This is a genomic window from Helicobacter sp. T3_23-1056, assembly GCF_053654535.1.
The window spans coordinates 49838-65592 of sequence record NZ_JBSIUU010000012.1 but is presented as its reverse complement, the minus strand read 5'-3'; the positions used below and the strand labels follow the sequence as shown (position 1 = coordinate 65592).

Annotated in this window: 16 protein-coding genes; 8 read left to right on the top strand and 8 right to left on the bottom strand. The window is 40.1% G+C overall.

Annotated features, from left to right (window positions below):
* Window positions 1–142 precede the first annotated feature (142 nt).
* Window positions 143–871: an outer membrane beta-barrel protein gene (locus tag ACWIUO_RS07760; protein ID WP_454177335.1), complete on the top strand. Its 729-nt coding sequence runs from the start codon at window positions 143–145 to the stop codon at window positions 869–871.
* 524 nt (window positions 872–1395) lie between these two features.
* Here the strand turns inward: ACWIUO_RS07760 and ACWIUO_RS07755 are convergent.
* Window positions 1396–5091 carry a vacuolating cytotoxin domain-containing protein gene (locus ACWIUO_RS07755; RefSeq protein WP_454177334.1) on the bottom strand — a complete coding sequence of 1232 codons (3696 nt, stop codon included), beginning with the start codon at window positions 5089–5091 and terminating at the stop codon, window positions 1396–1398.
* A 329-nt stretch (window positions 5092–5420) separates the two neighbouring features.
* Here ACWIUO_RS07755 and ACWIUO_RS07750 point away from each other — a divergent pair, with 329 nt between their 5' ends.
* On the top strand, window positions 5421–5666 hold the full coding sequence (locus ACWIUO_RS07750; protein WP_454177333.1) for a hypothetical protein: 246 nt from the start codon (window positions 5421–5423) through the stop codon (window positions 5664–5666).
* Here ACWIUO_RS07750 and ACWIUO_RS07745 read toward each other — a convergent pair.
* The 4 genes from ACWIUO_RS07745 to ACWIUO_RS07730 form a co-directional block, all read right to left on the bottom strand.
* Window positions 5615–6043, bottom strand: coding sequence for a hypothetical protein (locus tag ACWIUO_RS07745; protein WP_454177332.1), 429 nt, complete (start codon window positions 6041–6043; stop codon window positions 5615–5617). The two genes, ACWIUO_RS07750 and ACWIUO_RS07745, sit on opposite strands and share 52 nt — an antisense overlap.
* Entirely contained in the window at window positions 6027–6215 is a 189-nt protein-coding gene (locus ACWIUO_RS07740) for a hypothetical protein (protein ID WP_454177331.1), read from the bottom strand. The genes ACWIUO_RS07745 and ACWIUO_RS07740 overlap by 17 nt, the downstream gene beginning before the upstream one ends.
* 178 nt (window positions 6216–6393) lie before the next feature.
* On the bottom strand, window positions 6394–6642 hold the full coding sequence (locus ACWIUO_RS07735; RefSeq protein ID WP_454177330.1) for an RNA-binding S4 domain-containing protein: 249 nt from the start codon (window positions 6640–6642) through the stop codon (window positions 6394–6396).
* A gap of 79 nt (window positions 6643–6721) precedes the next feature.
* The gene (locus ACWIUO_RS07730; protein ID WP_454177329.1) at window positions 6722–7222 is read right to left on the bottom strand and encodes a Sua5/YciO/YrdC/YwlC family protein; all 501 of its coding nucleotides are present in this window, start codon (window positions 7220–7222) and stop codon (window positions 6722–6724) included.
* Window positions 7223–7383: 161 nt separating this feature from the next.
* On the opposite strand from ACWIUO_RS07730, the gene fabD reads away from it, so the two are divergent.
* The 6 genes from fabD (at window position 7384) to ACWIUO_RS07700 (ending at window position 12419) form a co-directional block, all read left to right on the top strand.
* Window positions 7384–8319, top strand: a complete 936-nt coding sequence (gene fabD, locus ACWIUO_RS07725; RefSeq protein WP_454177328.1) for an ACP S-malonyltransferase — start codon at window positions 7384–7386, stop codon at window positions 8317–8319.
* 79 nt (window positions 8320–8398) lie between these two features.
* Window positions 8399–9169: a 5'-methylthioadenosine/adenosylhomocysteine nucleosidase gene (locus tag ACWIUO_RS07720; protein ID WP_454177327.1), complete on the top strand. Its 771-nt coding sequence runs from the start codon at window positions 8399–8401 to the stop codon at window positions 9167–9169.
* A 59-nt stretch (window positions 9170–9228) separates the two neighbouring features.
* Window positions 9229–9729 (top strand): pilin, encoded by a 501-nt coding sequence (locus ACWIUO_RS07715; protein WP_454177326.1) that lies wholly within the window; start codon window positions 9229–9231, stop codon window positions 9727–9729.
* A 35-nt stretch (window positions 9730–9764) separates the two neighbouring features.
* On the top strand, window positions 9765–10274 hold the full coding sequence (locus ACWIUO_RS07710; RefSeq protein ID WP_454177325.1) for a type IV pilin protein: 510 nt from the start codon (window positions 9765–9767) through the stop codon (window positions 10272–10274).
* Window positions 10275–10526: 252 nt separating this feature from the next.
* Complete coding sequence (locus ACWIUO_RS07705) at window positions 10527–11171, top strand: META domain-containing protein (protein WP_454177324.1); 645 nt, start codon at window positions 10527–10529, stop codon at window positions 11169–11171.
* Window positions 11172–11609: 438 nt separating this feature from the next.
* Window positions 11610–12419: an SIMPL domain-containing protein gene (locus ACWIUO_RS07700; protein WP_454177323.1), complete on the top strand. Its 810-nt coding sequence runs from the start codon at window positions 11610–11612 to the stop codon at window positions 12417–12419.
* Window positions 12420–12461: 42 nt separating this feature from the next.
* On the opposite strand, the gene xseA is transcribed toward ACWIUO_RS07700, so the two are convergent.
* The 3 genes from xseA to pgsA form a co-directional block, all read right to left on the bottom strand.
* The gene (xseA, locus tag ACWIUO_RS07695) at window positions 12462–13736 is read right to left on the bottom strand and encodes an exodeoxyribonuclease VII large subunit (protein WP_454177322.1); all 1275 of its coding nucleotides are present in this window, start codon (window positions 13734–13736) and stop codon (window positions 12462–12464) included.
* Window positions 13737–13756: 20 nt separating this feature from the next.
* Window positions 13757–14974, bottom strand: coding sequence for an RIP metalloprotease RseP (gene rseP / locus ACWIUO_RS07690; RefSeq protein ID WP_454177321.1), 1218 nt, complete (start codon window positions 14972–14974; stop codon window positions 13757–13759).
* Between the two features lie 112 nt (window positions 14975–15086).
* Window positions 15087–15668, bottom strand: coding sequence for a CDP-diacylglycerol--glycerol-3-phosphate 3-phosphatidyltransferase (gene pgsA / locus ACWIUO_RS07685; protein WP_454177320.1), 582 nt, complete (start codon window positions 15666–15668; stop codon window positions 15087–15089).
* Window positions 15669–15755: the final 87 nt, after the last annotated feature.

The window sequence follows — 15755 nt, the reverse complement described above, 5'->3', positions numbered from 1 at the left end:
TAAAGATTATATAAATTTGATAAAAGATTAGATTTTATTGATTTGGCTTAACTTGCTATTAACTTTCTAAGTTATATAATCTTGCCTCTAAATTTCACATAAGGAGGCACTATGAAAGTGCAAAAATTTTTAGGAAAAAGAGTTGTCGCTATGGCGAGTATGGCGTTTTTGTTGGGGGGGGGGGATTAGCATAGCTGCCCCTGCGCAAAAACCTCCAAAAGAAGCCAAAGATTCTGCTAGCGGATTTTTCTTGGGCGCGGAGCTTGGGTATAGCGCGATATTTCAAATTGTTGATGATAAAGATGCTACTACAAATCAGATAACTAAGACTACACGAACCGACAATTTTGCATTAGGAAATATTGGTGCAAAGTTAGGATATACGCATTTTTTCAATAAATGGGTGGGTTTGCGTGGATATGCAAGCTATACTTATGCGTATGGTTATACAAATAACATTACAAAAACTCCTGCTAGCGGAACAACCGCTGCTACACCAAGTCTAAATTCTCATCATCAAGTCGCGGCAAATGTCGATGTGGCGTTTAAGTTTTTTGATGTGAATGGAGTGGGATTGGGCGCGTTTGTGGGTATAGGTGCGGGCTATGCTACAACAAATAATACCGCATCTACCACAGATGAAGCTACAAATACCACCACAACTACCACAACAAATACTGCAAATGGTTTTGTCCTGCCTGTAAATGCGGGGCTAGAAGTATATATGGGCAAGCATCATAATGCTAGCTTAAACTTTAGAATCCCAACTCTTGCCACTACGCTTACCACTACTGATACAGCAAACGGAACTACTACAAAAAATGAGTTGAGAAATCTTATCATCACGCTAGGATATTCTTATACATTTTAGATTTTGATTTTGTGCTAGGATAGCTTAGTCGTTTTTTGGCTAAGATTATCCTAGCATTGCTTGCTTTGGTGTAAAAAAAATGGGCGATAAAGCAAAATCTTAGAAAATCAAAAAAAAGTTTTTGAAAAGCGCAACAATGCCGACTAATCGCGAAGTATAGCCAAAATCTAATATGCCAAAAACACATAAAAAACCAACTTCAAAAAAACCTAAACTTTCACAAAACTAGCTTTTAAAATTTAAGATTACCAAAATCTAAATTTGCAAAATCCAAACTTACAAAATCTAGTCTTGCAAAAAAATCTAAGCCTACACAAACTAACCTTGCAAAATCTAAGATTACCAAAATCTAATTCTGCCAAAAACTAAACTTTCAAAATCTAATCCTGCCAAAACCCAAACTTGTAAAAAACTAATAAAATCAAACCTCACGCAAAAACCCCAAACCCACAAATTTAGCACAAAAAAATCCCACATATACAAAAACCATAACCCCCTCACAAAATCAAAAACTCCAAAACTCCCTAAAATACGATTCTGCTACCTAGATTTGCTTGCACGCCTATATCTTTGTAGCTAAGCCCTGCTTTGCCACCAAGTGAAAAATTTACAAACATTCGCCTCCCTAGCTGGACTTCCCCACCTGCGCTCGCTAGGACAAATGTGTTTAGATTGTCGCTTTTTTTGTAGTTTAGCGACTCTTCGCCTACAAATCGCACTTGCAGGATTTCGCCACCTGTTACAAACATATCTTTTTGCGCACCGACATTTACAAACCAATATGAGCCTTTGCTTAGATATTGTCTTGTTTCTAGGGCTAGATTTAGCGCGATTAAATCACGCTCGCTTTCAGGGGATTGGACGGCTAGATTTTGCGCTGGGGCGTTTGGATTATCAGCACTTGTTATTTGTTTGGATTCTGCGTTTAGCGCGCCTGTAAATATATGATAGTAGCTAACCCCAACATTTGGCTTAAACACAAATCCGCTAGATTTTGTGCTAAATATATAGCCGTAGTTTGCATTGGCGTTTATGGTGTGCGTGTTGTATTTGTAGCTTTGGTCTAGGCTAGATAGCCATACATTTTGGCGCGTTACTAAGTCTTCGCTATTCATACCGATAGTGTAGCCTACATTGACATCGATTTCATTGTTTTTTAGCATCGTGCGGGAGTAGATTCCTGCGTTTATATTGTGGCTTTGGTTTTTTAGCAAGTCCGCATTGTAGTTGCCATAGCCATAGGAAGCGACTAGCCCTAGTATGATTCCATTTTCTCCAAGCGGGACAAACCTATCATACCCCACATTTGCGCCATATAGCGTGCCATACCCGCCATCGACAAAGCTAGCACTTCCTAGTGCGTTTGCCCAGAGGTTGTTATAAAACTCGTGGCGATTTGAGAATTTATACAAAAATCCAAAATCCACTCCCCCCGCATCGCTTTTTATCCCTCCGCTTGCAGCATATCGCTTTTGTGCCAAAAGCTCTGCGAAGCGGTAGTCTTCATCTTCTTTGTCGATTCTAGCTAGTTTTACTAGCCTTTGGGCTTTTGCCAAATCAGAGGCAAAACGCACAGAAGATGCAGCATTTGACTTGCGCTCGGTGGATACTAGCTGTTCAAGCGTATTGTTTAGCTGTTTGGCTGTCTTTTCAAAGAAACTCAAATCATAATTTAGCATATTTGTAGCCGTCCAAGTTACGCCCTTTTGGTGCAAAGCTAGGACATCAAACCATTTGAAAATATCGGATTCTAGGTGGGTTACTTGCTTTTCTACCGCGCTATTTTTTTCTTGTTCGCTCAATTTTTTGCAACTCTCTGTCGTGCAATTTGCTAATTCACTTTGGGTAAAATCCCCTTTGCCCGCTATGGTATAGACTTTGTCGATTGTGGTAGATTCTGTGGCGTCTTTGTTTTGCGCAGTTGTGCTGTTTAGTCTTGTTTGCGTGGTTTTCTTTTCTTGCGCACCTTTTGAGATTTCGCCGATTTTGGCGACTGCTTCATCGCCACCTTTTTGCCAGATATAGTATCGTATATCATCGATGTCATAGGGGTTTTTGTAGTCTATGGCGGTGGCTTTTATGCCTATGGTGGAGTAGTCTGCGACTTTTTCAAACTTTAGCCCCGCTTTTTCTAGTCGCAAAAAATTATCCGCAGTGCTAGAGCCAAAATCTAATCTGCTAGAATCTTTATCCTTCGCATAGATTCCCACCATTTGCTTTATGATAGGGCATTTTTCTGTGTCATCTGTGCAGTGAAATGGGCTACTTGTTGTGCCATCATTTTTTAGGATATATTCTATCTCGCCTGCGTCTATGAAGCGATAAGTCTTGCCTGCTTGGATATTTAGATTTTCCAAATTTTCGCCTGCGTAGGTGATGGACAAAAATGGCGTGCCATTCGTTACATTTAGCGTAACCTTGCCAAGTATGGGTGTGGTATTTGGCTCGTAAGCCCTAGATTTTACTTGGATTTGGCTTGTGGCGTCCATAGTGATAGAGCCACCCTCTTGTAGGGTTAGGTTGTGAAATACAGCGGTTGAGAGATTTGACATATTGATATTTGTTATATTTGTGTTTTGGATATTGCTAGCGTATAGCCCTGCCATCGTGCCTAGATTTAGATTTGTGATATTTAGCGTAGAGTCTTTGACAAAAGAGTTTGTGCCACTGCCTCCCTCGCCACTGCTATCCGCACCGCTCGTGCCAAAAAAGCTAAGCCTAGCGGTATTTGCTACCTCACACCAGCCCCACGGAGTAAGCCCGCATTCGCCTAATGTCATATCTGTAAAAGTATATGTGCCACCCTCTTTTGTCCATATCTGCGTCCCTGTGCCCCAAAATCCACCATTTGTCTGCCTAGCGTTTATGTGGATAGAATCTGCGCTTAGTTCTTTATTTGCATTTAGATAAAACGCTGAACCTATGATATTTCCTAGCTTTGCGCTTCCTTTCACACCGCTAATATCTAGCATAGCCCCTTCCCAAGTGTGCTGTTTGGTTAGAAACGAAATCGTGCCTTTATGCTCTAGATTGCCCCCTGCTTTGATAGTCATACTATCGGGCGCGCCGATACCTGCTAGCTGATTTAGCAGAGAAATATTTGTGTTAGTTAGCGTTATGTCTTTGCCTGCTTCTAGCGTTACGCGAAATCTACCTGCGGTATCGGTGGAGTTGTTTATCCCGCGATTTGAGTAAATCGCGCCATTTGTTTTGACATTTATGCTTCCCCCTGCTTTGATATGTGCGTAAGTGCCAAACGCGCTGATTCCGTTATTTCCTACCAATTCTAATGTGTCAAACGAAATATCATTTTTTTCTCCGTCTTGTGTTTTGACTTCGATTCTACCCTCCATAGAGCCTACAAGCGAAGAGGCATTTACTTGCAGTTTTGTCGTGCCTAGCTCGATTTTATCTTTTGCAAAAATCTCAACCACTCCCACATAAATAGGCGTGCCTGATGAGAAATCTAGATTTCCATTACCCGTGATAGAGCCATTTTCTGCCTTTAGTCGTATGGTGTTTCCCCGCGAAGTGATAGAAGTGCCGTTCTTTAGGTTGATATTTTTGCCTGAAGTTATGCCTACTTCGCCACCAAAATTTACTTTTGTATTATCAAGCGTAATTTCGCCATTTGTGCTAGTTAGGTGCATTTTGAAGCCATCGGAGCTAGCCTGCAAACTAGAATCTTTAAAGCTAATGTCATTTGTCGCTTTGACAAAGAAATTGCTATATTGCAATCCTGCGTGATTTAGCCTCAAATCTAGCGATTCCGCGCTAAACCCACCGCTAGAGTCAAAATCTAGCTGCACGCCTCCGCCTGTGCCCCACGCATTGCCCCCGCCAATCGTGCCTGTGAGGTAAATGTCTTTTGCGCTAAATTTGGTTTCGATATAGCCTACAAGTCCGCTCTGCCAGCCATCGCCGCCAAACCAAATGCTAGAATCTTTTTTGGGGGTTGTTGAGGTATTTCCAAAGATAAGTGTGCCATTTGTGTAAGTTTGTGAGAAGCTAGCACCACCCGTGCTCCAAGTGCGTGTGCTACCCACAGAGAAAGTCCCTGAATTTGCGTCATTTTTATTTTGCAAGTTATAAATAGAGTTTGTAATATCCGTAGCCTTAGAAGTATGAGAGAATCCGCACAGCGCAAGCACAAGGGCTGTGCTTAGTGTGATGGTGGATTTTGTAGTGGGTTTTGGTATATGGAGTATAGTTTGTTTCATTATGACTCCTTAGCGTGTCGCTCGCAATCTGTTTTTATAGTCTTGCTTTGATTTGGTATTTATGCAAAAATAATGTGATTATAACAAAAAACAAAAAACGATACATTTACCTTAGCTTAAACTTTGAGATTAACTTTGGACTAACTTTAATTTTGTCCAAGCTTAACTTTGCTTTGTCCAAGAACTTTGTCCAAAATTTTGTCCAAAAATTTGGGCGATAAAATCTAGTATTTTTGCTTATACAAATGTTGTTCCAACACTTTGCAAACATTTGGCATATTTAAGAGTTATTTCGGCTTTTCAACGCCTAAACTTTTTAACGCCTAAATATGACAAACCCAAAATATGACAAAGAAATGTTCGTCATTGCAGACAATGATTCTGCTTCCGTCATTGCGGAGCAAACAACGCTTGCTAGTTTTGTCATTGCGGAGCAAATAACGCTACCTAGTTTGTCATTGCGAGCAATTAGATTTTGCGTTTTAGCAAAATCTAATGCGTGGCAATCTATGATTACTATTTGTCATTGCGAGCGTTGCAACGCAACGCGTGGCAATCTATGGTTTTTGCATTGATTTGTGGATTGCCACGCAAAAACTCGCTTACGCTCATTTTTGCTCGCAATGACGGAAAAACATTTGTTTGCAATGGTTATAACGCAAAATCTCGCAATAACATTGAAAATTCTTGCAATGATAAAAGTCATAGATTGCCACGCGCAACAAGTTGCGCTCGCAATGACGGAAGTTTCTTTGTCATATTGAGTCCGTGAGAGCGAAATATCTCTGTTTTTATTGGCATTTTGAGATACTTCGCTACGCTCAGTATGACAAGATACCCACCCCCTAGCCCCCTCCGCAAGGGAGGGGGGACAAGAAGTGTGCAAATCCGCAAGAGAGTGGAAAATTCTCTCATTGAAAGACTTTGCATTGCTGTCATTGCGAGCGAACAACGCCTGCTAGTTTGTCATTGCGAGCAATTAGATTTTGCGTTTTAGCAAAATCTAATGCGTGGCAATCTACAATGCAATATAGACAAAATAGATTGCCTAGCAAAAAATCGCTTACGCTCATTTTTGCTCGCAATGACGGAAAAACATTTGTTTGCAATGGCGATAAAAGCAAAATCTCACTAGCAAAACCCCACTCAAAATTCCACTAATGACAAAGCAAAATTTACTTTGCAATAAAAAAATTTTTACTTTCGCAATAAAAACCACAAAAAAACCACAAAAAAACCAAAAAAAAAGCCAAAAAAGCCCCCCAAAAAAATCCAAAAACTCGCAAATTTAGCTTATTTGCCTTAGTTTATTAGCCTTGCGTATTCGCTAGATTTTGCTTTGGGGATTGATTTTGTAGCGGGGATTGCTAGGACTTCATAGATTTTGGTTGATTCTAAAAATCTTAGCGTGATTTTATCGCCCACTTTGACTTCTTTGCTTGCTTTTGCGACTATGCCATTTATCTCTACCACGCTTGAAGCGCACATATCTTGGGCGATTTTGCGCGTTTTTACCACATTTGTAGAGTTTAGAAATTTATCGATTCTCATTTTTGCACCTTTTGGATTTTGTTTTAGTATGGATTTTGATTAGATTTGGCTAGATTTTAGTGTGTTTATTTTGCGTGATTTAGTGTCGCAGGATTTTAGCGCGCTTTTTGCCTAGTTTGTAGATTTTGCTAGGCTTTGCCTCAAAAATCCCCCTAGAATCTAGCACGACAATATCGGCATTTTGCAGTGCCCACGCTAGATTAAACGGCTTGCCACTCTCATTTGCCGAAGTGCTATAAAGCCCTCCAAAATGGGATAAAAACTCCCTATGTGCCTCGCTAGAATCCATAGTAAAATCTAGCGTAAAATCTAGCATTTTAGATTTTGCTACCACGCGGAAACTCTTTTTATTTGGCAAAATAAAGCTCGTTTTTTTGGCATTTCGCACGATTTTTTTGGCAAATGGCGGAATCCTAAAACGCGATTTTAGCTCCCTAAAATCGCTTAATGCAAGCAGGATTTTTTGATTTTGCGCGCGCTTTTTTATGGCATTTAGCTTTGTGGCATTGGCGCATAGAAATCCCGCTGTGGTGTCGCTTTGAGCCAAAAAGATAGGGCAATCAAAATCTAGTTTTTTCATTTAGTAAAATCCTTAAGCAATGTGAAAAATAAAGAAAAATTTTGAAATATTATATCAAAACATACAAAAACACAAAATCTAAGAAATTCTAAGCAAAAAATTGATAAAATACGCGTTTTGCAAAAATTAGGCACAAAATACAACATTAAAGCGAGGTAATTATGCAATATGCGTTTATTTTCCCGGGTCAAGGCTCTCAAGCCATCGGTATGGGCAAAGATTTTTATGAAAATTTTGAAGTCGCAAAGGAAATGTTTGGCATAGCTAGCGAGAAGCTAAAACTAGATTTTGCTAAGCTACTTTTTAGCGAAAATGATTTATTAAACCAAACGCAATACACCCAGCCAGCGATTTTTTTGATAAGCCAAATCGCCCACACTATCTTGCAGCAAGAATCTCCACTTTTGGCAAAATTTGCTCTAGGGCATTCGCTAGGCGAGATAAGTGCGCTATGCGTGGCATTAGGGATTGGCTTTGAAGATGGGCTATACCTCACGCAAAAACGAGGCGAGCTAATGCAAAAAACTTGCGAAAACATAGACGCAGGAATGCTTGTAGTCGTGGGGCTAGAGGACGCAAAGCTAGAGAAGGCGTGTGAGAATCTACGAAAAGATGGCAAACAAATATGGTGTGCAAACTATAATGGCGATGGGCAAGTCGTTTGCGCGGGGAAAAAGGCGGATTTAGATTTTGCTACAAATGTGTTAAAAGATTTGGGGGCTAAGCGTGTGCTACTACTGCCGATGTCTGTGGCTAGCCACTGCCCGCTACTAGAGCCTATGAACGCCGAGTTTGAAGCGTTGTTAAAACCAATGCTAAAAGATAGCTTTGCACTGCCTATCATCTCAAATGCCAATGCGCTACCCTACAACAACGCAAAAGACGCCCTAAAACTGCTAAGCCTACAACTAACCTCCCCAGTGCTATACAAACAATCTATCCAAAGCATAGATAACGAAGTAGATGCCTATATCGAGCTAGGACACGGCTCTGTGCTAAAAGGGCTAAACAAACGGCTAAGCCAAAAACCCACGCTAAATGTAAGCGACACAGAATCCCTAAAAGCCACCATAGCCCAAATACAGCAAAATGGCTAAAATCTATCAAATGCGACAAAAAGCGTGCCAACAAAACGCTAGTCAAAAGAGAGCCAAAAGCATATCTAAGGAGTAATAAATGCACGATAATAACGAATCTAGTATAAAATCTAATATCGCACCAAACTACCAAAAAATCGGCATCATCGGTGCTATGCAAGAAGAAATTACGCCGTTGTTAAATCTTTTTCCCACGCATACCGCGCTTGCTGTGGGTGGGAATATCTACTATGAGATTCCGTATAAAAATGCTACTTTGTATGTCGCATATAGCAAAATAGGCAAAGTCCATAGCGCGATGACTGCTACTACGATGATAGCGCATTTTGGCTGTGAGGCAATCATTTTTGGCGGTGTGGCAGGCGCGCTAAACCCAAATCTAAAAATCGGCGATATGCTAATCGCCACCAAGCTATGCCAGCACGATGTGGATATTAGCGCATTTGGGCATCCGCTAGGATTTATCCCTGAAAGCAAGTTGTTTGTAGAATCTAGCAAGATTCTAAATGGCATAGCAAATCTTGTCGCCCAAGAATACAGCGCAGAATGTGGCGTAAAAAATGGCGAAATCCTGCTAAAAGAGGGGATAATCGCTTCAGGCGATGAGTTTGTGCATAGTGTGGAGAAAAAGCAATGGCTAGTGGATAATTTTGGCGCGGACGCAGTGGAGATGGAGGGAGCTAGTGTGGCGGTGGTGTGCGATAGCTTTGGCGTGCCTTTTTGTGTGTTTCGCTCTATCAGCGATAGTGCTGATGGTAGCGCTGATGTGAGTTTTGATGAGTTTTTGGACTCAAGCGCGAAAATCTGTGCGGAGTTTGTCAAAAAAATGCTTGATAAGATTTTGGGCTAGAATCCCATAATTTCGCGCAACCAAAAATGCAAAATAGCAAAAAATAATTAAGGAAAAATATGCAACAAATACAAAAAACAAGACGCATAAATAGACATTCACACAAACGCTTACATAAACACTACAAAAGCGCGTTTAGCCTTATTGAGCTAGTGTTTGTCATCGCTGTGGTTGGGATATTAGCCGCTATTGCTATCCCAAAGCTAAGTGCCACGCGCACCGATGCGCAATATGCCGCCATAAATAAAGACATTCAAGCCATCATCTCATCTATCCAAGTAGCCGCCACCACGCAGGACAATCTAGCCACAAGCCTAAATGGCGATTTTATAATGCGTATCGCAGGGCTATCCCCACTGCGCTGGATAGCACAGGGAAATGGTGTGCGTCTAAGCAAAGAAGGCACAATCGATACGCAAAATAACTGCGTGATAATCGATGCAAATGCGCAAACGCTAAATATAGAGATTGCCCCGCTATCTAGCTCGCCACTTTGCCAAAAGCTACTAAAAGCCTATCCAAACCCTCTTAGAATCAACTTGCAAGATTCACTGCTTTGATTTTGCATAATATTTTGGTTATTTGGGTTTAGATTTTGTCGCTTAGATTAGATTTTGCAAGGCAAAAAAGCGCAATCAAAACAGGGCATACAAAAAGCGCGTTTAGCCTTATTGAGCTAGTGTTTGTCATTTCTATTTTAGGCGTGCTAGTCGTGGCAATCCCTAGCTTTTTGCACATAAAAGAAAAATCTTGCTATGCTAAGCTAGCGCAGTCTTTGGCGACTTTGCAAGAGAGATTTTCACTGCTTTATACTTCTTTTACGCTTAGCCCAATGCCACTTGCGACTATGCAAGAATCTAGCTTAAATCTGTTGCAAAATTCGTTGCAAAATTCGTTGCAAAATTCGTTGCAAAATAGTGATTTTGGCAATACCCCAAACTGCCAACTAATCTTTAGCAAAAATCGCCTAATCGCAACTGCGGGGAATCAAAATGTAGCTTTTAGCATAACGCCTAGCGATTTTAGCGAACAGCCCGCGTTTAAATGCAATTTCACCACAAGCGCGCTTTGTCGCAAAATCTTAGAGCGCACCAAAATCCGCTAAATCCGTAGCTAAAATTCGCTAATGGATTTTGGGAAAGCTATTTGGCAAACTGCAAGCTATTTGGAAAGCTACAAGCATTTGAAAAACTAAATGTTGGTAAAATTTTTGTAAAATTTGGATTAGATTTTGCTTTTGTCGTGGAATAAAAGCCTGCGATGAAGCCTAAGCAAAAATAAACACAAATCATTCTAGCTAGCCCCCATATAGACGCGATTTATGCGACTTCTAATCCCCACAAAAAAAGGAAAAAAATTGACACACACAAAAAAAAATATCTTAAAACTAATGGCGATAAATATAGCGATTATATGTGGATTTAGCGGGTGTTCGTTGTTTGATTTTATCCAGCGCAAAGCCACGCAGGGCAACCTCCCTGCAAATGAATGGTATATCCAAAAAATCGTTGTTTTTAGTGAAAACTCTAGCGAAAATGGCGAAGAGTTTTTATCCCCTCAAGTGCTAGCACAAAACGCACAAGAATCCCTAAAAAATGGCTTACCACAAGAATCCAATCAGCAATCCGATAAAATAAAGCAACATAGCCAAGATACTAACGAAAATAATGCCAATAATGCCAACAATAATAGCCAGCCAACGCCTATATATGAGCTAGCCCAAATCGACAAAATCGCCACAATGGATTTTGATGCAAAAGAAAATAGGATTTCAGGGGAGAGTGGCTGTGGCTCGTATTATGCGCGGTATTCGTGGAATGATAGGACGCATTTGGATATTATCCCGGGTAGTGCTACGCGCAAGATTTGCACGCCAAGAGAGGTTACAAGGTTTGAATTTCGGCTTGTGCGTGGGCTTGATGGGGTGTTTGAAATCACGCACAAAGAGGAAAAAAGCCTAATCCTAAAAGGCGAAAAAATGACAATCTATCTGTATCGCTAGATTTAAGATATTTGATGATGGTTGATGATTTAATAATTCAGGTTATTTTTGGTAATTGTGTGATTTTTTAGATTTTGGACTATATTTTTTTGATATGTTGTAAAAATTTTTGCTACAAAAGGCAATAAAAAATCAACAAATATTCAAGCAAAATCTAAAAATATTCATAAAAATATTTCAAAAATTTTTGCAATATTTGTGGCAAGACTTCAACTGCATTTTTTGTCAAACCCCCTAAAATACGCCATTTTAAGCCCAAAATCTAATGGTAAATCTGCATTAAATATTTAGTTAATATTCAGTAAATAATTAGTAAATATTCAGTAAATATTAAGGTTTATTTGACTACAATGCAACTACAAATTTTTTAAGCAATTACAAAATCATTAGCCACACCAAAATCTAGCTAATGAAATTGCTTAATCTAAGGAGCATAATATGTTAGACTCAAAAAAATTCATTGTGGCAGTCTCTGTCGTAGCTATCGTGTTTGTATGCGGTATATGGCTAGGATTTGCCCTAAATGACAACAAAATCGCAACCGAGCGCAAACTATCTATAAACCAAGAAATGGAAGTTCGCTCTAAAGCCCAGCCCGATACATTTAAGGCAAAAATCCGCATACAAGGTAGCAACGCATTGCGCGCGCTACCTAAGCTAAATGATGACCAAAGCGATAGTTTGGTGCAGACTTTTGAGGCAGTCTCTAGGCTGATAAAGGCAAATAAAGAGATTTGTTCAGGTGGTAGCTATGGATATGCGCCAGAAGTGTATTATGAGCGCAATAGACGCAGGGTAGGGTTTAGTGCTAGCCAAGAGATTGAATGCAGTTTTGGTGTTGAGCAAAAAACCGCTTATGAAAAATTGCTAAAAGCGGTGGGGGTAGAAGTGGGGAGAAATCCTTTGCTAACGCTTCCATTATTGCCTTTGCAAGCAATTGTTACCCCTGAGCAAATCGATAAAAATACCCAAGAGATGCGCACAGAGTTGCTAAAAAAAGCACAAGGCGTTGCAAAGCAGTATTCTAAGGCTTTGAGGCAGGAGTGCAATATCGAGGATATAAATTTCCAAGAAGTCGATAACCTAAAAACACCAAAATCACAGGGCAGAAATGGCGTAATGGCGATGAGCGTAGAGCCAACCTCTGCTAAATCCTCACTAAACAATAGAGAGCTATCACTTCCTACGACAAAAGAGGAAGATTTGGTGCTAAGTGCTAGCTTTACCATAGGCTGTATGCCAAAATAGCGATTTTGTTGTAACTCATATTTGATAGCCCTAAATCCGCATTTAAAACGCGGATTTAGGCTTTTTTGTATCTAGCACTCTTGCTTTTGCTTCTATCTCGCCATCACATAGCTCAAACTCATCTCCCACCCTCAAATCACACAAAGGCTTTATTTTGTATTCTTGTGAGATTTGGGCATAGCCTGCTTTGATTTTAGATTTTGGATTTTGCCCTTGCATAGCTTGCTTTAGAGAATCTAGCACTAATGTTTTTTGCCTAAAAATCATTTCTAGGCTAAGATTTTGTTTTAGTAAATTTAGATTTTGGCTTTTTTGTCGCAAGATAGCGCAAAAATTAGAATTTAGCAAATCTTTATGCGTAGCGATGTTATCCCCGCCTTGCTTTAGTCTCGCTTCATAGCTTTTTGATTGATACAATGCACGCAAATCACGCAAAGTCGCGCCTGCTTTTTGCAAAAACTTGCCAAAGCTAAAATCTAGGGCTTGTGATAAATCATCAAGCCTTAAAAGCCATTCTTTTTTATCAGGCAAAATCATCTCCATACACGCACTCGGCGTAGGGGCGCGCATATCTGCTACAAAATCGCTAATCACAAAATCGATTTCGTGTCCTACGGCTGAAACGATAGGCGTGCGTGCGTTAAATATCGCTTCGGCTACGATTTTTTCATTAAACGCCCATAAATCCTCCATACTACCTCCACCCCTGCTAAGCACGATTATATCAAATGCTTCATCACTACCATAAAAGCTATCAGCTAGCGCGATATTTTGTGCGATTTTGTGTCTTGCATCTGTGCCTTGCACTAGCGTATCAAACACGACAAAATGCACTAGATTCCATCGATTTTGCGCTACGCGGAGTATGTCTTGGAGGGCTGCGCCATTTAGCGAGGTAAGCAGGGCGATTTTTTTGGGGAATGAGGGCAGGGGTTTTTGTGCTTTTGATTTTGCAAAGTAGCCTTTTGATTCTAGCCTTTTCTTTAGCTCTTCATATTTTTGTGCTAGCTCTCCTTGCCCGCTTGGGCGCATACTCTCAACGATGATTTGGTAGCCCCCTCTTGGTAGATACACACTTAGCGTGCCTTTTAGTTCGACTTTTTCGCCATTTTGGGGGGTAAATTTTAACCCCTTAGCATTCCCTCTAAACATTACGCAAGATATGACACTTTTTTCATCTTTTAGACTAAAATACAAATGCCCGCTACTATGCAAAGTAAAATTGCTTATCTCCCCCTCCACTACGACAGATAAAAATGTCGTTTCAATAAGGGATTTTATCTGCGTATTTAGCGCACTTACTGATAGGGCGGGCATTGCTAAACCGATAAAAACTTTTAAGGCTCTATGCGTGGCAATGCTTGCAAAGAGTCTGGGAAAATGCGCGAAAAGTCATTATAAAGCCCTAGTAGCATAAGCCCTAGCAACAAGCTCCAGCCCGCAATCGTAATGATATAAAGCACTTGTTCATTGATAGGCTTTTTGCTTAGCCCTTCATAAAGTGTGATAAGCATTTGCCCGCCATCAAGGGCTGGGATAGGAAGTAGATTTAAAACCGCTAGATTTATCGATATGAGCGCGACAAGCAAGCCAAATGCGACAAACCCACTAGGCGCAATATCTGCCATAATATTTACAATCCCCACCACCCCACCTATCTCCCCTAGTGGAATCACACCTAAAACTAGCTTTTTGATTCCCTCAAAAATCATCACAGAGGATTTTTTGCATTCATCAAAGGCAAAAGCAACTAACCCAAATCCACCAAATTTTTGCTCTATGATTTCGCCTAGTGGTGTTATGCCAATGATGGGGCGAGATATTTCCTCATTAAACATATTTTTGGTTAGGGCGATTTGCGGGGCGATTTTTAGCTCTAAAATCTGCTGTGTTGCGTTGGAATCATTGCTTGTCAAATCTTTTTCTTTAAAATCCTTAGAAGTCTTAGAATCTTTGGAAATCTTAGAATCCTTAAAATCTTTAGAATCGCTAGATTCTCTTTTTATCACAAAGTTTAATGGTGCAAACTTTTTATCCCCCTCTTTTGTTTCTTTGGCATTTGCAATGGCTATGGCTATGTCCTCCCACGAGTGTATTTGCTTGCCATCGATGGATAAAATTATGTCGCCTTTTTGGAGTTTTGCCACGCTTGCAGGGGAATTTTCTTTTGGGGAATCTAGTTTTGGAGATAGCGTTTTTACCCCCATAGAGCCTACGATTAGGTAGATGATAAATGCCAAAATAAAATTAAAAAATGGTCCAGCAAATAAAATTAGCATTTTTTGATATGTGGGCTTTGTGCTAAAGCTATCATTTGCGCTGTCTTTTTTTAGCGGGTCTAAGTCATCTTGCCCTTTTAGCTTGACATAGCCACCTAGCGGGATAGCAGAAATCGCGTATTTGGTTTGCCCGATTTTTTTGGTCAAAATCTTTGGTCCAAATCCTATGCTAAACACTTCTACAAATACGCCAAAATATCTTGCTACGCAAAAATGCCCTAGCTCGTGAAAAAAGATTAAAAAACATAATGCTAAAAGTGCTTCTAAAAAACCCATAATGTTCCTTGAAATCGTGTTTGATAAAATGATGATGAAACTAGATTTTGCGGATTCTCATAAGATTTTTCAAAAAAACTTGTTGGAATCCCACCTAGATTTTATCAAAAATCTACAAAGCCCTGTAATATTTAACCGTGTAATCGATGCCAGAATATAGCGTGATAAAAGTCGCTAGCCACAAAAGCACCTCTCCACCCGGGAAAAAATCCGCTAGCAAAAACGCAACTGCAGCGATTTGCACGCCTGTTTTGTATTTGCCTAAATTGCTAGCTTTGATAGAAATGCTAGATTTTGTCTTGCTAGATTGTGGTTGTTTGGAGTTGGATTTCACAGAGGCTACTACCACGCGCAAACCTGTGATAAAAAACTCCCTGCTTAAAATCATAAACACCGCCCACGCATTTGCCCTGCCAAGAAGCAAAAGCCCAATAAACGCGCTTAAAATCAGCATTTTATCTGCCAAAGGGTCAAACACCGCGCCAAAAGTGGATTCTAGGGCAAAATTGCGCGCTATGTAGCCATCAAAAAAATCCGTAATGCTCGCTATGCAAAAAATCAAACACGCGACATAATTTGCCCAGCTTTTATCCACCCAAGATGGCAATACCAAATCACTATGCAACAAAAAAAAGAGTAAAAAAATGCTTAAAATAATGCGGCTAATGGTAAGAATATTTGGCAGAGATTTCATTTGTTTGCCTTGTTTTATTATGTGTTGTTTATGTATTTGTGGCTATTGTAGCGTTGCTAAAAAGTCCTAAAAAGGCATTGCAAAAAG